This window comes from Enterococcus sp. R12 (assembly GCF_058135755.1).
The window spans coordinates 412426-434331 of the sequence record NZ_CM176874.1 but is presented as its reverse complement, the minus strand read 5'-3'; the positions used below and the strand labels follow the sequence as shown (position 1 = coordinate 434331).

Here is a 21906-nt window from a genome sequence, read left to right as displayed (position 1 = left end):
CCAGTGTATCTTGTTGACTTGTTTTAGTTTGGTGTGACATCTTCGCCAAACCACTTTTCAGAGATTTCAGCAAAGGTGCCATTGTCTTGCAATTCTTTCAAGCCATCATTGATTTTATCTGCCATGGCTTGATCGTCTTTACGCACACCTACAGCAAAATCTTCTGCTTCAAAGGGGCTTTCGATTTCGTTGAAGTCATCGGTTTTGCCTGTTTGAGTCAAATAATATTCTGCGTAGACGCGGTCGATCAAAAGACCGTCGATCCGACCGTTTTCTAGATCGATAAAGGCTTCATTAAAGCTAGCATACAAGGTTGCGTCATTGCCGTCTACGAGATCCTTCAAAACTTCCGGTTGGTTGTTGAAGGTCTCATAACCAGAAGAACCTTCTTGGGCACCTAAGACTTTGCCCTCCATATCATCAAAGCTAGTAATGCCGCTGGCTTTTGCTGTGACTAAGACTTGTTTGTTTTCCATATAAGTATCTGTAAACAATACTTTTTCTTCACGAGCTGCGGTTTTAGTATACCCGTTCCAGATCATATCGATGGTGCCATTGCTTAGTTCGGTTTCTTTCATGGACCAATCGATTGGTTGAAATTTGACTTTGGTTCCTGTTAGATCCAAAATCGCTGTGGCTAAATCCACATCAAACCCAACGATGTTGCCTTGGTCGTCTTTAAAGCCCATCGGTACGAAGGTATCGTCTAGGCCGACGATCACTTCTTCTTTGTCAGCGGCACTGGTTGTGGTGTCATTGCTGCTGCCACACGCCCCTAATAAAAATACACTTGCTGCTGCGATTCCCGTCAATAGTAATTTTTTCATTTTGTTCTCCCCCTTATTCTCCTGCTACTTTTAATAATTGATCACCGATATTTTCGGCAAAAACCAAATCATGGGTCACCACGATCTGGGTCACTCCTTCTTTTTTCAGATCCAAGATCAGCTGTTCGACTTGCTGTCTCAAGCCTGGATCTAAGGCGCTGGTAGGCTCGTCATAGGCCAACACTTTGGGATTCATCGCCATCGCTCGTGCGATAGCCACCCGTTGCCGCTGCCCCCCGGACAATTGGAAGGGATATTGGGCTAGTAGGTCACTTAACCCTAGTTTTTCTGCCAACTGTTCGGCTTTTGCTGTATACGCGGCCTTGTCTTGTTTTAGCACCATTTTTGGCGCCAAAGTGATGTTTTCAAAAACTGACAAGTGCGGAAACAATTGGAAGTCTTGGAAGACGACACCGACGACTTGTTCTTGTTCTTTTGTGTCGGTGGGATCAAAGGCTTTGCCATCCAGTAAAAAGCTTCCAGAATCGATCGTTTCTAAACCAGCCAGTGTCCGAAGCAAGGTGGTTTTCCCGCCACCGGAAGGACCGACCACCGCTAAGATACTGCCGTCTTCGATCGTCAAGTCTAGCTGATCGATGACTTTTTTAGCGCCAAATGACTTTGATACTTGTTTTAGTTCTAACATATGTGGTTCCTCCTAACGGTAATAGTCCAGTTTGGTCTCGATTTGTTTTAACAATAACGTAAAGACGCCTGTCATCACCAAGTAAATCAAGCCGACCCCAACTAACGGAAGCAAGGTACTGTCTCGCTCCATGGCGATTTTCCCGATTCGCATCACGTCTGACAATCCTAAGATGTAAACGAGGGATGTGTCTTTGACAAGATTGATGACTTCATTGCCGACAGATGGCAGGGTGATCTTGACGACTTGTGGGATGATAATTTTTTGGATCGTTTGGATCGGGGACAAACGCAAGACTTTCGCGGCTTCGTATTGTCCGGCTGGAATCGATTGGATCCCTCCACGGAAAATCTCGGCAAAATAAGCAGCGTAATTGATAATAAAGGCGATCAAGGCTGCTTCAAAGCGGTCAAAGACGATCCCTAAGATCGGCAGACCGTAGAATACGAAGATCAGCTGTAGCAATAAAGGCGTTCCTCGCATCAACCAAACGTAGACTTGCACGATCAATTTCAAAATACGCAGGCGACTGGCTAAAACAAAGGCCAACAAGATGCCTAAGGGAATGGACCCGATTAAGGTCAGTGCGAACAATTTAACGGTGATTCCAGTTCCTGAAATTAGTTGGGGCATAACATTGACTAAATACTCAAACATGGTGACTTCCTCCTTGATAGGTTTCAATTTCGATTGGCAGCGATACAGCTTCGCGACGGTTTGCTCCGACGCTTATGTGACGCTGGGCGTTGGCTGGTGAGGGGCAACTGGCAAGTTTCATTTTTCTAAAAAAGAAAAACAAAAAAAGCGCACACTGGCATTTGCCAGAGGACGCTTGATACGTGGTTCCACCTCAATTTGCCTTTCCTTCACAGGAAAAGGCCTCGTGCAGTCCTTGTGATCCTTCCACTTTCGGTTTTCGGTGAGATGCAAAAAAAGAGAAAAAAAACGTCCCCTAGCCATTACAGCTAAAGGACGTTATCAACGCGGTTCCACCTTTGTTTATCAGTGCTTCACAGCACCTGAACTCAGAAAGTCATCAATCAATGACTGCTGCTGTAACGGGCAAACCCGGTCTCTCCTACTTTTCTTTCGGAAAAACGACTCCAAGATGTGTTTCACAACCATGCGTTATCTCTTTGCACCAACCAGAGACTCTCTTCAAACAGCAAGCCTTGCTACTCTTCTTTTCGATGTCTGTTTCATTAAGTTGTGTCTTACTTTACTCGCTCTTAAAGAAAATGTCAAACATTTTTTCTGAAATTTTCGAAACTTTGTCGCATGCACCGGTTTCGAGGGGAAGATTTAGGGAAAAGAAGACGCAGCTGCTTAACCGAAGTACGCTTCAGCTAAGGCTTGCCCTTGCTTGATTTTTGCCCATTGCTGCTCAGTCGAAAGCTCATTGCCGCAGTCACAAGAGGCAAAGCCGCATTGATGAGAAAGATAAAGCCGCTCCTTAGGAATGATTTGGCTGGCTTTGTCTAATAAAGCGATCACTCGCTCTTCATCGTCTAATGTGGCGGTTTTGCTGGATAATAAGCCTAAGACAACTTCCACTTCTGGACGATCTTTCAGCGCTTCTAAAGCCGAGATATCACCAGCACGGTCATCGTCCCACTCTAGGAAAAAGCGGTCATAATGCTGATCACGCAAGAATTTTTCGGCGATCGCTTTGTAAGTACCGCTGGCTGCCGCGCGGCTTTGGTAATTGCCGCGACAATTGTGGGTCCAGACTTTTAATCCTAATTCGTGGGCGTAGTCAGCGACTTCGTTGTTGATCGCCACGAATTCATCGGCTAACGCTTCTAAGCCGTCATTGCCTTGGGTGAAGAAGCTCTTGTCATTGTCTTCGGCAAATAATTCCCATAAACAATCATCGAACTGAACGATTTCACCACCTGCTTCTCGGTATTCCTGCAAGAATTCTTTGTAGGCGTTAAGCAGCCCTTCCCGCAAGGCTTCTTTCGTTGGATACACCTGACCTTCACCAACGAGGTCGTTAAAGACAGTCAGCTCGGTAAAGGCGTGGGCAGCCCCCCAGACGGTGATTTTGACTGGCAGGTCGCCAGCTTGGCGTTTGGTTTCTTTAAACAACGTCAAGTAATGATGGTTTTTGCCAGATAATGGTTCTGTGATTCGGATGCCGATGTCTTTACGTGTCTCAAAATGTCCACCGTCCAAATCTTCAAAGGCATACCCATGATCGGAGATATAGCGCTCAACGCCTTTTAATCCCCAAAGAAAATCCAGGTGCCACATTGAGCGGCCGTGTTCGCCGTCTGTGATGACTGTGATGCCGTGTTCTTTTTGCGCTGCAATGATGTCAGCGATCGCTTTTGCTTCCGTTTCTTGGTAGCCAGGAAACGCATCATAAAACGGGTAGCGGATATCCTCCCGATGCTCGATTTGATTTTTGTAGTCCAATAAATCTTGTGGTCGTAACAATGACCCCACAAGCTGAAATTTGTCTGTTGCCATATCCATTCCTCCTATACAAAGTTTTCAAAATTGTTAGATTTATTCTAGCAAACATCTTATACTATAGATAATACTTATAAACTTATATATTCCATAGGCAATACCTATAACATAAAAAGGAGGTTGTATCCCATGCGTATCCAGCAGCTTGAATATTTGGAAAAAATCGTAGAAACTGGCTCTTTCAATGAAGCCGCCAAACAGCTTTTCATCAGTCAGCCCTCCCTCTCTCAAGCCATGAAAGAGTTGGAAAAAGAGTATGATCTTCAGCTGTTTTACCGCAGTAAATTAGGGGTGACTTTGACCGATGATGGCCGTTCCTTTCTCAACTATGCTCGAAATGTTTTAGACCAAGTCAATCTCTTGGACGAACGCTTTCGCAAAGACAGCCATCGCAAGCATGTTTTCAGTGTTTCCGCACAACACTATGCCTTCGTCGTCCACGCCTTCGTGGAACTGGTCAAACAGTTAGGGGAAGATGAATTTCAATTCACCTTGCGGGAGACCCAGACACAAAATGTACTGGATGATATCCAGACGTTTAAGAGCGAATTGGGGGTCATTTATCTGAATGATTTCAACACGACGGTCTTGACCCGTTTGATCCACGAAAAAGACCTGCAATTCATTCCTTTATTTGAAGCCAAACCCCACGTCTTCATCGGCCGAGAAAATCCCCTGACTCAGAAAAAAAGCATCACATTAGCTGATTTGGAACCATATACCTATCTGTCGTACGAACAAGGGGAAACCAATTCCTTCTACTTTTCTGAAGAGATCTTAAGCACTTTACAGCGCAAAAAACACATCCGCATCAGCGATCGTGCCACGATCTTCAATTTGATGGTGGGTCTCAACGGCTATACCATCAGCTCTGGGATCATCAGCAGTGAGCTGAATGATGAAAAAATCGTTGCGATCCCTTTGGAAGTCGATGATGCGATGACACTAGGTTACCTCAAACACAAGAAAATGGAACTGAGTGAGATGGCTTTGGACTATCTCGCCTTGTTGAAGCAGCATATCAAAAACTACGGTTTCGACGTCTTTTAAAAAAACGATCCGCAGACAGTCGGTCGGGCTTCCTTAGTAAGGTGTCCCGACCCTGTTGCGGATCGTTTTGTTTCTTTTGTGCTTTTTTTGTTCTTAAACTGTCTTACGTTGGCGTTGTGGAGAATAAATCAACGCAATGGTTTCCATTCCCACTCTTCGACTTCGGCGATATCATAGCCGTTTTCTCGAATAAAGTCATGGTGATACGCAACGGTGTCTGCCATTTTTTGGGCAAAGTCCGTTGCTTTTTCTCCATAGACCCATTCGGCGGCGTCTTTGGCTAAGTGGAAGCGATCCAATTCAGAAAGGATCCGCATATCAAACGGTGTCGTGATGTCGCCATTTTCTCGGTACCCATGAATATGAAGCTGTTGGTTGCGACGGCCAAAGAAGATGTCGCGAATCAGTCCTTCATACCCGTGGAAAGCAAACACGATCGGTTTGTCTTTCGTAAAGTAGGCTTCGAATGCTTCATCGCTCAACCCACGAGGATCGACTTCTGGACGACGCAATTTCAATAGATCAACCACATTGATGAAGCGGACTTTCAACTCTGGGAAGGCTTCAATCAGCAACGAAACAGCAGCTAAAGCTTCCAAATTCGGTTCCGTCCCAGCAGCTGCGATCACAATATCGGGTTCTTGTCCTTCATCTGTCGATGCCCAGTCGATGACTTTCAAGCCATCTTTGACAAGCACTTTCGCTTCATCCGCCGAATAAAACTGCGGACGTGGGTGTTTTGAAGAGACCACTAGATTGATCTTTTCTTCAGAAGCGAGCGTTTCTGCCATGACAGCCATCAAGCTATTGGCATCGGCTGGTAAGTAGACCCGCACAAAGTCGGCTTTTTTCTCTGCAATATGGGTCATGATCCCTGGATCTTGGTGGGTGTACCCATTATGGTCTTGTTGGAAGACCGTTGATGAAGCGATCAAATTCAATGAGGGGTACGGGTTGCGCCAGTCAAGATCATGGGCTTTTCGTAACCATTTGAAGTGTTGCGTGATCATAGAATCAACGACTCTTAAGAATGACTCGTAGCTGGCAAAGAAGCCATGACGACCCGTCAGCACATAGCCTTCCAAGAAGCCTTCTGCTTGATGCTCTGATAATTGTGAATCAATCACACGGCCCACTGAAGACAGCCATTCATCATAATCAGGATGTTTTGGCTCCAACCATTGGCGGTCCGTGACTTCAAACACATGGTTCAACCGATTAGATTTGGCTTCATCTGGGCCAAAAATGCGGAAGTTGTCAGGATTTTCTTTGATGATGTCACGAGCAAATTTCCCAAAGACCATCATGTCTTGGGCAGTCGTTTCCCCTGGTGTCTCGATCGCAATGGCATGTGCTTGCCAATCTGGCAAGCGTAGCGGTTGCGGATCGATCCCCCCATTGGTGATTGGGTTGACCGCCATCCGCTGCTCTCCTTTTGGTGCCAATTCTTGAATCTCAGCTTTGATGCGGCCGTTTTCGTCAAAAAGCTCTTCTGGACGATAAGACTGCAGCCAATCCGTCAAAGCATCCACGTGTTCCATATGTTTCGCATTGACAGGGATCGGCACTTGGTGGGCACGGAAGCCCCCTTCAATCGGCTCGCCATCCCAGACTTTCGGTCCAGTCCAGCCTTTCGGTGTGCGAACGATCAAAACAGGCCAATGAGGCATAGCGGCTTCTTCCGCAGAACCTTTGCGGGCTTCTGCTTGGATCGCGTGGATCTGTTCGATGGCTTGATCCATTTTCTGTGCCAATTGCGGATGAACGGCTTCTGGATCGTCCCCTTCTACGAAATAAGGGGTCCAACCCATGCCTTCAAAATATTTCGTGAGATCTTGGTCACTTTTACGAGCCAAAATCGTTGGATTGGCAATCTTGGCGCCATTCAAATGCAAGATAGGCAAAATTGCGCCATCATTGACTGGATTAATAAAGGTATTTGAAAACCAGCTGCCCGCTAATGGTCCAGTTTCGGCTTCGCCATCACCGACCACTACTGCTGCAATGACATCGGGATTGTCTAAAATAGCTCCGGTAGCGTGGGCGATGGAATAGCCTAGCTCGCCGCCTTCATGGATCGAACCTGGCGTTTCAGGTGCCGCATGAGAAGCGATCCCACCTGGGAAAGAGAAGGTTTTGAATAGATGTTTCATTCCTGCTTCGTCTTGGGTGGCTTTTGGATAGATCTCGCTGTAGCTGCCGTCTAAATAAGCATTCGCAACCATGACTTGTCCGCCATGGCCTGGTCCTTCGATATAAAACATGTTTAAGTCGTACTTATTGATGACGCGATTGAGATGGGTGTAAATAAAATTTTGCCCTGCAATCGTTCCCCAGTGACCAATCGGATTCACTTTCAAATCTTTTTCTTCGATGGGGCGGCGCAATAAGGGATTGTCTTTCAAATAAATCTGACCAACGGAAAGGTAGTTGGCTGCTCGCCACCAAGCGTTCATTTTCTGATAATACTCTGGTGTATCGTAGGTTGTCTTCATTGTGCTCCTCCTTTTAGTCCATTGTTCCACTCTTACATAAAAGTCTATGCCCCCTATATTTAAAAGTCAATTTTGCTGATTGCTGGTGCTTTCAGGGGTCTGCTTATCCGCACTTTGCAGCTAGAAAGCAAGAAAGCTTAAGAAAAACGCAAAGAAACCGCCGACCATCGCCAACGGTTTCTTTTGTGATTGGGTACTTATTTGATCGTTACGTATTCTAATCCCACAAGCTTCGCCCATGTTTCGATCTGATCAGAATTTAGGACGAGTGAGACAACGGTGTGATGGCCACCGCCTGTTTCGATCCACTGTTTGACGCCATCGTGGAAGTTTGGTTTTGGTGTCCACATTACTCGTGCAACCGGTAGTTTTGGTGCTTCTTCAGTTGGCTCAAAGGCATCGACTTCATTGATCAATAATTTGTAGTGGGTGCCAAAGTCGGCCATCGAAACCACGACACCTTCGCCGCCTTGGCCGTCAAAGACGAGTCGGGCTGGGTCTTCACGATCCCCCATCGACAATGGCGAAACCACGATTTTTGGTTTGTTGGCTGCTAATACTGGATCGACTTCCATCATGTGGGATTGCAAGATGGCTTCTTTTCCTGGTGTCAGCTCATAGGTATAGTCTTCCATAAAGCCAGTCGCTTTATTGTGGGCCATGATTTTCATCAAGCGGTCAATAGCGGCGGTTTTCCAGTCCCCTTCACCAGCAAACCCATAGCCTTCTGCCATCAAACGTTGTACAGCTAAACCAGGCAACTGCTGCATACCATATAGGTCTTCAAAGTTCGTGGTAAATGCCGTATAGCCGCCTGCTTCAAGGAAGCGGCGCAGACCGATTTCTTGTTTGGCTTGGGCTTTGACATGACGTGCCCATTCTTCTTTGTCGTAATCGCCATAATCGAAATCATACAGCTGGCTGTATTCTTCAAAGAGTGCATCGACTTCTTCGTCAGTCACCGCATCGACGACTTGAACCAAATCGCCGATCCCAAAATAATCAACGGTCCAGCCAAATTGGATCTGTGCTTCGACTTTATCGCCTTCGGTCACCCCAACGTTACGCATGTTGTCGCCAAAACGAGCGACTTTGATTTGGAAGCTTTCATTGTAGCCGACTGCCACGTCCATCCAAGCAGCGATTTCTTTTTGGATGGCTTCATTTTTCCAATAGCCGACAACGATTTTGTTTTGCTTTTTCAAACGGGCATTGATAAATCCATATTCTCGGTCACCATGAGCTGCTTGGTTCAAGTTCATGAAGTCCATATCGATGGTTTCCCATGGAATTTGTTCATTGTATTGAGTGGCAAGGTGCAGCAATGGTTTTTGTAATAATTTCGTGCCGCGAATCCACATTTTTGCTGGTGAGAAGGTATGCATCCAGGTGATCACCCCAGCGACTTCATCCCGATAGTTGACTTCTTTCATGATTTTCGTAATCGTATCGGCAGTAACAGCGAGTTCTTGTAAAACGACTGGATAAGGCAGCTTTGAGCTGTCATTTAAGCTTTTGACCATTTCTTCTGCGTGGTCCCGTACTTCTTGTAATGCTTCTTCTCCGTATAAGTGCTGTGATCCTACGACGAACCAAAATTCTTTTTTCCCGATTTCTAACATTCTACTTGCTCCTTTTTCGTTATTTTTGCCCGTAATAGGCATTTTCTCCATGTTTGCGTAAATAATGTTTGTCTAAGACCCGCTGCGGCAATTCGGGTGCGTAACTGTTCAGCTGACGCGTGATAAAATTCATCTTAGCAACTTCTTCTAAGACCACTGCGTTCATCACCGCCGCATCCGCCGTTTTGCCCCAGGTAAACGGTCCATGACCGTGAAGCAAGACACCAGGAATTTCTTCTGGCGTGATGCCGCGTTCCTTAAAGGTTTCGACGATCACCTGTCCTGTTTGTGCTTCATAGCCTTCATCGATCTCGGCTTGCGTCAAAAAGCGCGCACATGGGACTGCTCCATAAAACGTATCGGCATGGGTCGTGCCCATCGCTGGCAGATCGAGTCCTGCCTGAGCCCAGCTCGTCGCCCAAGTAGAATGGGTATGGACGATTCCACCAATTTCTGGAAATGCTTTGTATAAAACGGCATGCGTTGGCGTATCGGAGGAAGGATTTTTCGCTCCTTCCACTACGTTGCCCTCAAAATCACAAACCACCATATCACTGGCTTGCATGGTTTCATAGTCAACACCGCTAGGTTTGATGACAAACAATTGCTGTTGGCGATCCACTGCTGACACATTGCCCCAGGTGTATTTGATCAATCCTTGCTTAGGCAATGCCAAATTGGCCTGAAAGACTTCTTCTTTTAATCCTTCTAACACAAAATTCCCTTCTTTCTTTTTAAATCAACGCATCGATTGCCGCTTGCTCGATCGGCAACCCTGCTTGGTAACGTTGGGTAAAGACGGTGAACCCCTGAATGTCGGCTTCTGTCGGGGCTAAGGTCACGCCGTGGTCATTTTTAAACACTTGATCTGCTAAGAATGCTGCCAAGGATTGTTCTGGCGTATGACGGCGAAGGTACGCTGCTAAAAGGGCGATCCCCCAGGCGCCGCCTTCACCAGCCGTTTCCATGACCGTGACTGGGGCTTCCATGACAGCTGCCAAGACACGTTGGGCAACTTCTGGCGTTTTGAAGATCCCACCGTGACCAACGATTCGATCAATCGCGACGTCTTCGGCTTCCAGAATCTTCATCCCGATCTTCATCGCACCAAAGGCACTAAACAGATGTAAGCGCATGAAATTTGCTAAAGTAAAAGAACTCTCTGGCGATCGGACGAAAAGCGGCCGTCCTTCAGGGATCTTAGTGATATTTTCACCAGAATAATAGCCATAAGAAAGCATCCCGCCACAGTCTGAATCCCCTTTCAATGCTTCGTTGAATAAGGTCGTAAACAATTCTTCCGTGGAGAGTTTCATTCCAGCTGCGTCGGCAAATTCGCGGAAAAGTTTGACCCAGGCATTGATCTCCGAGGTACAGTTATTCGTATGGACCATCCCCACCAAATCACCAGAAGGCGTCGTGACCAAATCGATCTCTGGATACACTTTAGTTAAGGGTTCTTCTAAGACGATCATGGCAAAAGCAGACGTCCCGGCTGAAACATTCCCGCTTCGCTGTGCCACACTATTCGTGGCAACCATGCCAGTGCCCGCATCGCCTTCTGGCGGACATAACGGGATGCCAGCTTGCAAAGTACCAGTTGGGTCGAGTTTTTTTGCCCCTTCTGCCGTCAATGTGCCGGCTGGTTCGCCTGCTGTCAACACTTGCGGCAAAAGGTCTTTGATCTGCCAAGGATACCCTAGACTGCTGATTTGTGCATCAAATTGCTGCAGCATATTCGCATCATAGTCTTTTGTCGTACTGTCGATTGGGAACATCCCTGATGCATCGCCGATTCCGATAACTTTTTCCCCTGTCAGCTGCCAATGGACATAGCCGGCTAAGGTAGTGAAAAAAGCAACCTCTGGGACGTGGGCTTCTTGATTCAAAATCGCTTGATACAAATGCGCGATACTCCAACGCTGCGGGATGTTGTATTGGAACAATGCCGTCAAGGCTTTTTCTGCTTCTTCCGTGATCGCATTGCGCCATGTCCGAAAAGGTACCAACAGCGTGCCTTGCTGATCAAAAGCCATATAGCCGTGCATCATTGCAGAAAAACCGATACTGCCGATCGTCGTCAAAGGTACCTCAAATTGCTGTTGGATGTTGTGCGCCAACTCTTGGTAGCTGGCTTGCAGTCCTTGCCAAATCGCCTCTAGTGAGTAGGTCCAAATCCCTTGCTCCAATTGATTTTCCCATTCAAAGCTACCTGAAGCGATCGTCTGAAACTGCTCATCGATCAAGACAGCTTTGATCCGTGTCGAGCCTAGCTCGATCCCAAGAGACGTGCGCCCGTCAATAATTGCTTGCCTTACTTGTTGCGTCATCTTCTTATTCTCCTTTTTGGTTATTGACTGAACCGCGAACGATCAGCTCCGGTTCAAAATAAAAGCGTTGCGCTTCTGTTGCCTTACCTGTAGTGATCCATTGTGCCGCCAATTCCCCCATCGCTTCTTTCGGGTGAGTCAGTGTGGTGATCGTCGGTGTGGACAAGGTGCTAAGAGGCGAGTCATCGTTACCCACGATCGAAAAATCAGTAGGAACGTTCTTCCCAGCAGCCGTCAATGCTTGAATCAAGCGATGCGCGATCTCATCGTTGTAACAAACGATGCCTGTGACTTGATTATCGGCAGCCGTCAAGCGCTGGATCGCTTGTTCAATAACGGCTTCTTTCGTCTCGGTCGTATACGTCAAGACGTCTTCTGCTGCAAACGTCCGCTTGGCTTGGGTCAATGCTTTGACAAACCCTTTCATCCGATATTTCCCTTGTAAGTCATCGATTTTCGTGATCATCATCAACTGCTGATGCTGTTGTTCTAATAAATAATTGGTTGCTAAAAAACCAGAACGTGTATCGTTGACACAAATATGCGGCAAGTCTAGTTCTTCATAATAGGCATTGATCATGACGAGAGGAATCCCGGCTTCTTGGAGGGCGACATAATAAGCAAGATTTGGGTTGTACTGGCTGCTCTTCGTTGGCTCAACGATCAACCCGTCTACCCCTTGATCCATCATTTGCTGCAAGCACGCTCTTTCTTGCTCATGGTCATTGTTGGTTGATCCTAGAAGCAGTGAATAGCCTTGCTCCCGCAATGTCTGTTCCACGCCGCGCATGATCGAAGGGAAAATATAATCAGACAAATAGGTCATGATGATCCCGATCGTTTTGCGGTTTTTATGATTGACAGTCTCAGGTTTTGAAACGTAGGTACCTGAGCCCCGTTCTTTTCTTAAATAGCCTTCATTGACCAAAACAGCGATCGCTTGGCGTACCGTGTGACGGCTATAATGAAATTCTTCCTGTAAGGTTGCTTCTGAAGGGATCGCATCGCCTTCTTGATAGGTGCCTAAGCGGATCTTCTCTCTTAAGATATCCGCAAGTTGTTCGTACTTATTCGCCATTTTAATCCCATCTTTCAAAAGTTGTCCGTACATCTAAGATACCAAGAAACCGCTTCCGTGTCAATTACTGCTATGGCTTTTTTTCTAAAAAAACCTAACGAAAAGAAGGCAAATGATAAATTCCCCTTATTTTAATCAGAATAAAACGAATCGAAATGATATTTGTTGTATAATTGAATAAAATGTTGCTTATTACGTTTAAGGAGGTAAGTATTTTGACGAGAACACCTAATGAAACCTACGAGGAACCCATTATTTTGTATTCAAAAAAATATCGAGAAAATCGCAGACATGATGCTAGCTGTCGTTGGCTCATTACGAAAAAAGGCGTCTGGATAAACAACACCCATCCGAAAATCCCAGATGAAAAGATCCCCATGGCAAAAATTGCCGATGTGGAATTACATATAGGCAAAGGTCTCTTAGTGGACTACCTCCGACTGCAGGTACCAGGTAATTCTCAATTGCTCTATTTCACCAATCGAATCGATGCCCAAAAAGCCTATGAATTTTTAACGGATCATTTGGCAGCACTTGGTGGGCAATCAGCCAAAAGTTACGTGGATGAAGAGGCTGGAAAAATCAAATTACTTTCCTATCATTATCGTGATGCTTGGGTCATTTCAGAAGATACCCTCACAATCATCGATTACAAGAAGAAAGCGAAACAGGTTCTGCAGATTCCCCAAATCACCAGTGTCAATCTGAAAGAAGTTGCTGAATCAGGTCTTTGGAAAGGCAATGGCTTTTTAGAATTGTATATTGGCGGCGGAGCGATCAGAGAAACTCATTCCTTCAGACGAATGGAACCGAATCATTCCCTTTGCTTTGCCGAAAAAGACCTGGTGATTGCTCGGATCATACAGCGCTACCTCACCAACTTCCCTCGGGAGCGGTCGGTCCCGTTAACGAACCCATCGCCACCACCAGCTGCGAAGCCGACGGAAGCGCTCATTGCTGAACTACGCGAACTAAAAGTGTTGGTCGACGAAGGAATTTTGACTGAAGAAGAATTTGCATTCAAGAAAAAACAACTGTTAGGATTATAGAAGCAATCGCTTCGGAGAAAAAAGCCGCCCTCCTGCCATGAGAAGGCAGAGCTTTCGGTGAAGGGCTGTGCTTTTTTCCTGGGAAAATTTTGAACGGTTTTTTTAGAACATGCTATACTAATTGAAGAATACGTAGAGTATCTCAAAGGAGGTCTTTCTCATTTTTTCTTTTAATGACATCAAAGCACGTTTCCCCCAGGCAACGTTGCATGACAAAGTTGCCACAACGAAGGATATCGAATCCATCGCCTTCGGCAAAAAATATATTTGGCTGCCAACTGACCAATTAAGTGACAGTGAAAAATTGCTGATCCAACTGGGAAACGGCTCTTTGCAACCAGAAATCGATAACCGAAACCATCCATGGTATCCGATTTTATTTGAACATCAGCCCGTTCAAGAGCCAGAGTGGATTCGCTTGCTGCAAGTTCATTTCACCCGAACCATCGACTCTTTGCAATCCGAATGGCTCGCAGAGATTCAGCAAATGCTCCCTAGCGTGGTGGATCTTTTTTTCCTCACCGAAGACCATGCAGTGATCGTAGAAAAACAAGATGGTGCCAATTTGCCCATCGAAGATCTCGACGGCTTATTCGTCGCTTTGGATATGGATTTCGACTGCTATTCCCAGCTGTTCGTCGGTCCCTTCCATCATCCACGCCACGATTTCACTGCCTTATGGGCAAGTGAGTCTAGCCTGTTCAAAAATGAGTTAAAAACGAAAACCACCAGTAAAAGTATGGATCTGCCCAAAGTGGTCTTCTCTCTTTTTCGCAACGGCTTTTCCGAGTATATTTCCTTGTTTCGTACCTTGTATCTAGATTGGTTTGAAGAAGAGACCGAAACGATCATTCAATCCCTGTGGCGCAATCAAGGCAATGCAAGCTCCACAGCCAAAGAACTGTTCATGCATCGGAATTCTCTCCTATATAAGATCGATAAGTTTCAAACACTGACGCGCTTAAATTTAAAAAATATGGATGATCTGCTGCTTTGCTATTTATTGATCGATCAGTTCACCCATCAGAGCAATTAAACAACATGCACAAGAAAACGTTTTTTTCTTGTGCATGTTTCCGTTGCACCTTCGAAGCGTTTTCATTTATGATGTTCATGTAAACTAAATGGAAAGAGGTAATCCCAATGGTAGAAATGGCCTTAAAAAATATCCACAAAAAATATGATAATAATGATGCGTATTCGGTAACTGATTTTAATTTAGATATCGCAGATCGCGAATTCATCGTTTTCGTTGGACCTTCTGGTTGCGGAAAATCAACAACGCTTCGAATGATCGCTGGTTTAGAAGATATTTCTGAAGGCGAATTGAGCATCGGTGGAAAAGTAATGAACGATGTGGCACCAAAAGACCGCGACATCGCGATGGTTTTCCAGAACTACGCATTGTATCCCCATATGACTGTTTTCAACAACATGGCATTTGGTTTGAAATTGCGTAAATACGACAAAGAAGAAATTAAAAAACGGGTAGAAAATGCCGCTGAGATCTTAGGATTGACAGAATACTTAGATCGTAAACCAGCTGCCCTTTCAGGTGGTCAGCGTCAACGGGTTGCCCTAGGCCGTGCCATCGTCCGTGATGCCAAAGTCTTCTTGATGGATGAGCCGTTGTCAAACTTAGATGCGAAATTGCGGGTTGCCATGCGTGCGGAAATCGCAAAATTACACCAACGTTTAGAAACAACGACGATCTATGTAACCCATGACCAAACAGAAGCGATGACCATGGCTGACCGGATCGTTATCATGAAAGATGGCTTCATTCAACAAATCGGTTCACCAAAAGAAGTCTACAATACACCGAAAAATATTTTCGTTGCCGGCTTTATCGGTTCACCAGCAATGAACTTCTTCAATGTTACGTTGAAAAACGGTATGATCTCTGATGGACAAAGCTTGAACTTACGTATTCCTGAAGGCAAGAACAAGATTCTTGTGGAAAAAGGGTATGAAGGCAAACAATTAGTTTTTGGTATTCGTCCAGAAGATATTCACAGTGAACAAATCGCATTGGAAGCTTCTCCTGAAGCAACTGTACGTGCCGAAGTAGTCGTATCTGAATTATTAGGTGCAGAAACAATGCTTTATACACGCGTAGGTGCGACTGAATTTATCTCGAAAGTTGATGCTCGTGACTTCCACCGTCCAGGTGAAACAGTTGATTTGGCTTTCAACATCAACAAAGCACACTTCTTCGACAAAGATTCAGAAAATGTCATCACACTTCCTTAATTTGTAGTTACCATGCACTGTTCTCGGATTTGCCCCCTAGGCAGTCGCATTTAACTAATATCCACTTTTATTCCTTATTTGTATCCCCTAAAAACAGACAGTCAGCAGACTGTCTGTTTTTGGGTTTCGTTGTGTTTCCTACGAAACGCTTAGTTACGAACGAGAAACCAGAAGCGGTGTAATCCGCTCATTTCCCCCCTCCTACCGCCCACAGCCACGATGCTTTAAGGGCGACACTCGCCCATCACTTGCCTTTAGACAGCATACGCGTGGTGTCAGCTTCGTCCTCTTCCCCCTCAACTTCTCTTTTGTTTGTCTATGATGCGATGTCCTAAACACGAGAAAACGAACCAACGGGCTTGCCACGCATTGCTGCTTAAGAGGGGCTTTCTTGGCTAGTGTAGGCAGAAAAGCACCGCAAAAAGAGTAGTGCTTGTGGGGGATGACAAGCACTACTCTGGGGAGCCTATTCAACTGCTGACCACCTAGCTTTTTGCCAAGCTGCTGGTTAGCGATCGTTTTGCAAGAGGGTCAGGCTGTCTGCAAGGACAGCTTCGCCATCTAACAACTCGTAATCTGTTTCTTTGATCAATTTATAAGGCACCGCTTTGACCATGAGAAAGTCTTTCAATCGATTGACTTCGTACTTCGTCTGCGGACCGATCAGCAAGGCATCGACAGTCTGCTGCTGCAGGATCTGTTCAGCAATGATGGCTGGTGCCGAATAGATATGCACGGCTAATCCTTTTTCATCTGCAGCTCGCTGCATGTTTTTCACTAAGAGACCCGTAGTGATACCTGCGGTACAAATCAATAAAATCGTCTTTTGTGCTTGTTCCTCCATAAACAGGCCCTCCTACGATATTTTCTTTTTCTTATTGTAGATATCCAACACGACGGCCAGCAGCAAAATCAATCCTTTGATGGCTTGCTGCCAATCGACACCGACTCCTAAGATCGACATCCCATTGTTTAAGACACCCATCACGAGCCCACCAACGATCGCACCCATCACAGTACCAATACCGCCTGAGGTGGAAGCACCGCCGAAATACACTGCGGCCATTGCATCTAATTCCATTGACGTTCCTGCTTGCGGGGTGGCTGCGTTCAACCGAGCGGCTAAAACCAAGCCCGCCAAAGCTGCCATCATCCCCATGTTCACGAAGACCCAGAAGGTGATTTTCTTCGTCTTGATCCCAGAAAGTTCGGCTGCTTTTTTGTTGCCGCCGGTTGCATAGATTTGACGACCAGCAACGGTTTTGTTAGTCAAAAAGCCATAAGCAGCCACGATCACCCCTAAGACGATCAAAATGATCGGATACCCTTGATAAGAGGCAAAGATATAGGTAGCGCCGAGAAATACGACCGCAGTAAAGACGGCTTTAAAGGCAAAGGCTGCCATTGATTCCACTTCAAAAAGATTTTTTTTGCGACGCTCACGGGTCCGCCATTGGCCTAAAATCAGGATGCCCGTGATCACTACACCTAAAATCATGGAAAGTAAATGGATCTGACCGCCTGCAATATCTGGCAAATACCCAGTAGAAATTTGTTGGAATGCCTTGGGAAACGGCGCCAATGATTGACCACCTAAGACGACTTGGGTCAGTCCTCGAAACATCAGTAAACCAGACAAGGTCACGATAAATGCTGGGATACCGACATACGCGACCCAGAACCCTTGCCAGGCACCGATCACTGCGCCCATCAGTAAGCAAAGAGGCACTGCCAGCCAAGGACTGATGCCGTTATTGACCATTAAGACGCCTGCAATCGCACCGACAAACGCCATCACGGACCCTACGGATAAATCAACGTGTCCTAACAAGACGACCAAGAGCATACCAGCTGCCAAAACGAGAATATGACTGTTTTGCAACACGAGATTGGTGATATTCAGCGGCCGCCAGAAAATCCCGTCGGTCATGAGCTGAAAGGCCACCAGCAGCACTGCTAAGATAATGATCATACTGTATTTGCTAAAGATTTCCAGTGCCTTTTCTTTCAGCGAATGGCTGCGTTCTTTTTTTAATTTATTGGTTGTTTCCATCTCAAACCCCACTCTCTTCTAATGTCATTAGTTTCATCAATCGTTCTTGGTCCGCCTCTTCCCGCAGGACCTCGCCAGTGAAGCGGCCTTCGTTCATCGTATAGATTCGGTCACACATGCCTAATAGTTCTGGCAGCTCCGAGGAGATGATGCAAATGGCTTTGCCAGCTGCTGCCATCTCTTCGATGATCGTATAGATTTCGTATTTCGCCCCGACATCGATCCCACGGGTCGGTTCATCTAAAAATAAGATGTCTGGTGTGGTCATCAGCCATTTTGCCAAAACGACCTTTTGCTGATTCCCGCCGCTCAAGCTGCCGACGTTTTGATAGATCGAATTGGTTTTCGTCCGCATTTTTTTGCGGAATTCTTCAGCCATCGTGACTTCTTTTTCTTTATCGATGACCCCTTGGCGGCTGATTTTGGCAAGACTAGCAATGGTGGTATTCTCGCGAATATCCATCAGCAGATTCAAGCCCAGCGCTTTTCGATCTTCCGACACATAGGCTAACCCATTTTTGATGGCGGTTGGCACGTCTTTGACAGAAATCGGTTGGCCGTCTTTATAGACTTCCCCCGAAATCGAACTGCCGTAGGAATGACCGAAGACACTCATGGCAAACTCAGTCCGTCCCGCACCCATCAAACCAGCGATGCCGATGATCTCTCCTTTGCGGATCATCAAGTTCAAATTCTCATTCACCACACGGGTATGATCGATTGGATGATGGACCGTCCAATTTTTGACTTCAAAAAACGGTTCACCAATAGTGGGGTTCCGCTCGGGGTAGCGATTGGTCAAATCTCGCCCAACCATGCCGCGAATGATGCGCTCTTCAGAGATTTCGGCACCACTCAGCGTCTCGATCGTTTGCCCGTCACGTAAAATCGTGATGCGATCCGCCACATTGACGATTTCATTCAACTTGTGAGAGATGATGATCGAGGTGATCCCTTGGTTGCGAAACTCTTTGATCAGCTCTAACAGATTGGCACTTTCTTCTTCATTCAACGCCGCGGTTGGCTCATCTAAAATCAACAATCGGACGGATTTTGAAAATGCTTTGGCAATTTCCACCAGCTGATGATGCCCGACACCGATTTGTGAAACCAGCGTGTTCGGGTCTAATTTCAAGCCAACGATCTTTAAGAGGTTGTCTGTTTTCTTTTCGGTCAGATCCCAATCAATGATGCCGTGTTTGGCTTGTTCGTTTCCTAGAAAGATATTTTCTTTGATCGACAGGTAAGGACTTAATGCTAACTCTTGATGAATAATAACGATTCCTTTGTCCTCACTGTCCCGCAAATCTTTGAACTTGCATAACTCCCCTTCATAATAGATCTCTCCGTCATAGCTGCCGTAAGGATAGAGTCCGCTTAAGACATTCATCAGCGTGGACTTGCCAGCGCCATTTTCTCCACACAGTGCGTGGATCTCTCCTCGCTCGATCGAGAGGTTGACGTTATCAAGGGCGCGAACCCCTGAAAACTCTTTGACGATGCCTTTCATCATCAAAATATTATCTGCCATGTTCTTTCACCCTTTTCCTTTTTATGTAAAAGTGGTGCGCTGCCTTTGTAAGAAAAGCGGAAAGAACGAATATTGGGGATGATTCGTTCTTCCCTACTGCTTTCGGGGAAACTAGTATCTTTTCTCGCTGGATCAGCGCTTCTTGCTTAAATGCCTAGCTCTTCTTCTGTATAGTAATCGGTATCGATCAGTTCTTCTTTGTAGTTGTCGCTATCCACAGAAACGGGATTTGACAAGTAGGTTGGTACGACTTTGACGCCATTGTCATAGGTTTCCGTATCGTTGACTGGCACTTCCTCGCCATTGGTGATAGCTTCGATCATTTCGATCGTGTTTTTCGCCAACACCCGTGTATCTTTGAAAATCGTTTGGGTCTGTTCGCCCGCGATGATCGATTTCACCCCTGCCACCGTCGCATCTTGACCGGTAATCACAGGTAGTGGTTTATCGGAAGAACCATAGCCAACGCCTTTAAGCGATGAAATGATTCCTAGGCTGATTGGATCATAAGGTGAAAGAACGGCATCCAATGTTTGATCCGTATAGTTGGCACTCAACAAGTTGTCCATCCGAGCTTGCGCAGTTGAACCATCCCAACGCAAAGTAGCGATTTGGTTGAAGTTGGTTTGACCAGAAGGAACGACTAGCTGTCCGCTGTCAAAGTATTGTTGGAAGACCGAAAGGACCCCATTATAATTGATCAGTGCATTGTTATCATCTGGAGAGCCGCCGAATAATTCAATGTTAAATGGTCCTTCACCGTCTTTGAGACCCAATTTGTCTTCAATATAAGACGCTTGCAGCACGCCGACTCCAAAATTATCAAAGGTGGCATAATAATCGACGTATTCCGAGTTCATCAGTAAACGGTCATAGGCGATGACTGTGATATCTTCGTTATGGGCTTTTTCCAACACGTCTGTCAGTGCCGAACCATCGATCGAGGCGATCACTAAAGTATCAACGCCTTTGGTGATCATATTCTCAATTTGTGCCACTTGGTTTTCTACTTTGTCTTCTCCATATTGCAGGTCAGTTTTATAGCCGAGCTTCTCTAATTCTTCTACCATGTTGTCGCCATCTGCGATCCACCGTTCTGCCGATTTGGTCGGCATCGCGATCCCAACAAATCCTTTGTCTCCGTCACCGTTTGCCCCGCTGTCTGATCCATTCCCACAAGCTGCTAACAATCCGCCAACCAATAAGGTGGATGCTAGGACGACCAATTTACCAAAAGTACCTTTCATTGTGATCCCTCCATGTCTTTTTCTTACATTCTCAGTATAGCCAGTTAAGGAATCGCTTACATTTAGATTTTTTCGAGGTTTCTTGGATTTCTTGAGAAAAAACGACTCAGTTGCCCCCATTTCTTTTCGTAATCTTGGATTTTTTAAGATTCCCTTGGTTTTTATTTGATTTGATATTTTGTGTAAAGCGCTTCCGTATTTTTTAGTAGAATAGACCATAGAGGTGAAAAAAATGAGGAATATAAAAATTGGGTTACTCGTTTGGTTGTGTTTGTCTTTCTTGGCTGGTTGCCAAGCAGTCAAAGAAACGACCGCTGAAACATCGGAAGAAAGTATCGTGATCGGTTTTTCTCAATCGGGAACAGAAAGCAGCTGGCGCAAGCGCCACACCGAATCGATTCGCACTGAATTAGAGAAGGAAGGCTATGAAGTGCTCTATCGTAACGGCTATATGAATCAAGAACGTCAGATTCAAGATATCCGCAGTTTTATCGTGTATCAAGTCGATGCCATCGTCTTTACCCCGATTCAGGAAAACAATTGGGAACCGATTTTGGAAGAAGCTGCGCAAGCGGGGATTCCCGTTTTCGTGGTGGACCGTCATGTCAACGTCAGCGATCCCTCCTTGTTTCTGACTCATATCGGGCCAAGCTTCAAAGCCGAGGGCAATCGTGCAGGTCTCTACGTCAGCAATTATTATAAAGAACATCAAAATGAAACGATCAATGTTTTAGAATTGACGGGACTGGATGCTACTTCTCCGACGTATTTGCGCTCAGAAGGGTTCCGAGAAACCATCAAGCGTGATTATGCCCACAACAATGTAACGATCCAAGTCAAAGATGAGCTAAATGGTGACTTCATTCGCCGCAAAGGCAAAGAAGTCATTGAACAATACATCGCAGAAGGCAAAATGGAGCAGATCGATGTCTTGTTCAGTCACAATGACGAGATGACTCTTGGCGCTCTTGAAGCCCTCGAAAAAACCGATATTGAGCCAGGGAAGGATTTGGTGATCGTATCGATCGATGCCCAAAAAGAAATGATCGACAAATTGAAGCAAGGGATCGTCAATTGTGTCGTTGAATGCAACCCAGACGCTGGTGTGTTCGTCAAAAATGCCATCTCGCGCTACTTGGCTCGCGGCGCCGATGCCATTCCTCGTGAAATCTATGTCCATGAAACAGTTTTTTCCAGTGATATGGACTTTGATCAAATTCCACCGAGAAATTATTGAGGAGACGAAG

Annotated in this window: 18 protein-coding genes and 1 other annotated feature; of the genes, 5 read left to right on the top strand and 13 right to left on the bottom strand. The window is 45.8% G+C overall.

The genetic code is table 11. The annotated features are described in order from the left end of the window. Positions 1 to 23: 23 nt before the first annotated feature. From ACTW1R_RS02060 to ACTW1R_RS02045, 4 genes are all read right to left on the bottom strand, one after another. Positions 24 to 827, bottom strand: a complete 804-nt coding sequence (locus tag ACTW1R_RS02060; RefSeq protein ID WP_005227273.1) for an amino acid ABC transporter substrate-binding protein — start codon at positions 825 to 827, stop codon at positions 24 to 26. A 13-nt stretch (positions 828 to 840) separates the two neighbouring features. Further along, entirely contained in the window at positions 841 to 1473 is a 633-nt protein-coding gene (locus ACTW1R_RS02055) for an amino acid ABC transporter ATP-binding protein (RefSeq protein ID WP_005227272.1), read from the bottom strand. A gap of 12 nt (positions 1474 to 1485) precedes the next feature. Further along, the gene (locus tag ACTW1R_RS02050; protein WP_010748717.1) at positions 1486 to 2130 is read right to left on the bottom strand and encodes an amino acid ABC transporter permease; all 645 of its coding nucleotides are present in this window, start codon (positions 2128 to 2130) and stop codon (positions 1486 to 1488) included. A gap of 308 nt (positions 2131 to 2438) precedes the next feature. Continuing rightward, positions 2439 to 2673: a binding site (T-box leader), on the bottom strand. 126 nt (positions 2674 to 2799) lie between these two features. Further along, positions 2800 to 3954, bottom strand: a complete 1155-nt coding sequence (locus tag ACTW1R_RS02045) for a cobalamin-independent methionine synthase II family protein (protein ID WP_005227269.1) — start codon at positions 3952 to 3954, stop codon at positions 2800 to 2802. Positions 3955 to 4080: 126 nt separating this feature from the next. On the opposite strand from ACTW1R_RS02045, the gene ACTW1R_RS02040 reads away from it, so the two are divergent. Continuing rightward, positions 4081 to 5001 (top strand): LysR family transcriptional regulator, encoded by a 921-nt coding sequence (locus tag ACTW1R_RS02040; protein ID WP_005227268.1) that lies wholly within the window; start codon positions 4081 to 4083, stop codon positions 4999 to 5001. A 128-nt stretch (positions 5002 to 5129) separates the two neighbouring features. Here the strand turns inward: ACTW1R_RS02040 and ACTW1R_RS02035 are convergent, their stop codons facing one another. The 5 genes from ACTW1R_RS02035 to ACTW1R_RS02015 form a co-directional block, all read right to left on the bottom strand. Beyond that, the gene (locus tag ACTW1R_RS02035; RefSeq protein ID WP_005227267.1) at positions 5130 to 7496 is read right to left on the bottom strand and encodes a phosphoketolase family protein; all 2367 of its coding nucleotides are present in this window, start codon (positions 7494 to 7496) and stop codon (positions 5130 to 5132) included. Positions 7497 to 7693: 197 nt separating this feature from the next. Next, positions 7694 to 9118 carry an L-arabinose isomerase gene (araA, locus tag ACTW1R_RS02030; RefSeq protein ID WP_005227266.1) on the bottom strand — a complete coding sequence of 475 codons (1425 nt, stop codon included), beginning with the start codon at positions 9116 to 9118 and terminating at the stop codon, positions 7694 to 7696. Positions 9119 to 9137: 19 nt separating this feature from the next. Next, on the bottom strand, positions 9138 to 9833 hold the full coding sequence (locus ACTW1R_RS02025) for an L-ribulose-5-phosphate 4-epimerase (RefSeq protein WP_008376133.1): 696 nt from the start codon (positions 9831 to 9833) through the stop codon (positions 9138 to 9140). A 19-nt stretch (positions 9834 to 9852) separates the two neighbouring features. After that, a complete protein-coding gene (locus ACTW1R_RS02020) occupies positions 9853 to 11448 on the bottom strand; it encodes a xylulokinase (protein WP_087626834.1) in 1596 nt (531 codons plus the stop codon). Positions 11449 to 11452: 4 nt separating this feature from the next. Further along, the gene (locus tag ACTW1R_RS02015) at positions 11453 to 12559 is read right to left on the bottom strand and encodes a GntR family transcriptional regulator (RefSeq protein WP_016609602.1); all 1107 of its coding nucleotides are present in this window, start codon (positions 12557 to 12559) and stop codon (positions 11453 to 11455) included. Positions 12560 to 12708: 149 nt separating this feature from the next. Here ACTW1R_RS02015 and ACTW1R_RS02010 point away from each other — a divergent pair, with 149 nt between their 5' ends. The 3 genes from ACTW1R_RS02010 (at position 12709) to ACTW1R_RS02000 (ending at position 15828) form a co-directional block, all read left to right on the top strand. After that, positions 12709 to 13575: an SHOCT domain-containing protein gene (locus tag ACTW1R_RS02010; protein ID WP_074934402.1), complete on the top strand. Its 867-nt coding sequence runs from the start codon at positions 12709 to 12711 to the stop codon at positions 13573 to 13575. 205 nt (positions 13576 to 13780) lie between these two features. Further along, positions 13781 to 14611 (top strand): helix-turn-helix domain-containing protein, encoded by an 831-nt coding sequence (locus ACTW1R_RS02005; protein WP_074934403.1) that lies wholly within the window; start codon positions 13781 to 13783, stop codon positions 14609 to 14611. A 107-nt stretch (positions 14612 to 14718) separates the two neighbouring features. Continuing rightward, the gene (locus tag ACTW1R_RS02000) at positions 14719 to 15828 is read left to right on the top strand and encodes an ABC transporter ATP-binding protein (protein ID WP_005227260.1); all 1110 of its coding nucleotides are present in this window, start codon (positions 14719 to 14721) and stop codon (positions 15826 to 15828) included. 508 nt (positions 15829 to 16336) lie between these two features. Here ACTW1R_RS02000 and ACTW1R_RS01995 read toward each other — a convergent pair. The 4 genes from ACTW1R_RS01995 to chvE all read right to left on the bottom strand — a co-directional run bounded on the left by ACTW1R_RS01995 (position 16337) and on the right by chvE (position 20659). Next, on the bottom strand, positions 16337 to 16672 hold the full coding sequence (locus ACTW1R_RS01995) for a PTS sugar transporter subunit IIB (protein ID WP_261222812.1): 336 nt from the start codon (positions 16670 to 16672) through the stop codon (positions 16337 to 16339). A gap of 12 nt (positions 16673 to 16684) precedes the next feature. Continuing rightward, positions 16685 to 17881, bottom strand: a complete 1197-nt coding sequence (gene mmsB, locus ACTW1R_RS01990) for a multiple monosaccharide ABC transporter permease (RefSeq protein WP_005227258.1) — start codon at positions 17879 to 17881, stop codon at positions 16685 to 16687. A gap of 1 nt (position 17882) precedes the next feature. Continuing rightward, positions 17883 to 19412 carry a multiple monosaccharide ABC transporter ATP-binding protein gene (gene mmsA / locus ACTW1R_RS01985; protein ID WP_489927382.1) on the bottom strand — a complete coding sequence of 510 codons (1530 nt, stop codon included), beginning with the start codon at positions 19410 to 19412 and terminating at the stop codon, positions 17883 to 17885. 146 nt (positions 19413 to 19558) lie between these two features. After that, positions 19559 to 20659 carry a multiple monosaccharide ABC transporter substrate-binding protein gene (chvE, locus tag ACTW1R_RS01980; protein WP_005231478.1) on the bottom strand — a complete coding sequence of 367 codons (1101 nt, stop codon included), beginning with the start codon at positions 20657 to 20659 and terminating at the stop codon, positions 19559 to 19561. Positions 20660 to 20891: 232 nt separating this feature from the next. On the opposite strand from chvE, the gene ACTW1R_RS01975 reads away from it, so the two are divergent. Beyond that, positions 20892 to 21896 carry an ABC transporter substrate-binding protein gene (locus tag ACTW1R_RS01975; protein WP_005227255.1) on the top strand — a complete coding sequence of 335 codons (1005 nt, stop codon included), beginning with the start codon at positions 20892 to 20894 and terminating at the stop codon, positions 21894 to 21896. Positions 21897 to 21906 lie beyond the last annotated feature (10 nt).

Bases quoted from the DNA above. Each gene is read 5' to 3' on its own strand.
- ACTW1R_RS02060 (WP_005227273.1), bottom strand. From the start codon at position 827: ATGAAAAAATTACTATTGACGGGAATCGCAGCAGCAAGTGTATTTTTA.
- ACTW1R_RS02055 (WP_005227272.1), bottom strand. From the start codon at position 1,473: ATGTTAGAACTAAAACAAGTATCAAAGTCATTTGGCGCTAAAAAAGTC.
- ACTW1R_RS02050 (WP_010748717.1), bottom strand. From the start codon at position 2,130: ATGTTTGAGTATTTAGTCAATGTTATGCCCCAACTAATTTCAGGAACT.
- ACTW1R_RS02045 (WP_005227269.1), bottom strand. From the start codon at position 3,954: ATGGATATGGCAACAGACAAATTTCAGCTTGTGGGGTCATTGTTACGA.
- ACTW1R_RS02040 (WP_005227268.1), top strand. From the start codon at position 4,081: ATGCGTATCCAGCAGCTTGAATATTTGGAAAAAATCGTAGAAACTGGC.
- ACTW1R_RS02035 (WP_005227267.1), bottom strand. From the start codon at position 7,496: ATGAAGACAACCTACGATACACCAGAGTATTATCAGAAAATGAACGCT.
- araA (WP_005227266.1), bottom strand. From the start codon at position 9,118: ATGTTAGAAATCGGGAAAAAAGAATTTTGGTTCGTCGTAGGATCACAG.
- ACTW1R_RS02020 (WP_087626834.1), bottom strand. From the start codon at position 11,448: ATGACGCAACAAGTAAGGCAAGCAATTATTGACGGGCGCACGTCTCTT.
- ACTW1R_RS02015 (WP_016609602.1), bottom strand. From the start codon at position 12,559: ATGTACGGACAACTTTTGAAAGATGGGATTAAAATGGCGAATAAGTAC.
- ACTW1R_RS02010 (WP_074934402.1), top strand. From the start codon at position 12,709: ATGTTGCTTATTACGTTTAAGGAGGTAAGTATTTTGACGAGAACACCT.
- ACTW1R_RS02000 (WP_005227260.1), top strand. From the start codon at position 14,719: ATGGTAGAAATGGCCTTAAAAAATATCCACAAAAAATATGATAATAAT.
- ACTW1R_RS01995 (WP_261222812.1), bottom strand. From the start codon at position 16,672: ATGGAGGAACAAGCACAAAAGACGATTTTATTGATTTGTACCGCAGGT.
- mmsB (WP_005227258.1), bottom strand. From the start codon at position 17,881: ATGGAAACAACCAATAAATTAAAAAAAGAACGCAGCCATTCGCTGAAA.
- mmsA (WP_489927382.1), bottom strand. From the start codon at position 19,412: ATGGCAGATAATATTTTGATGATGAAAGGCATCGTCAAAGAGTTTTCA.
- chvE (WP_005231478.1), bottom strand. From the start codon at position 20,659: ATGAAAGGTACTTTTGGTAAATTGGTCGTCCTAGCATCCACCTTATTG.
- ACTW1R_RS01975 (WP_005227255.1), top strand. From the start codon at position 20,892: ATGAGGAATATAAAAATTGGGTTACTCGTTTGGTTGTGTTTGTCTTTC.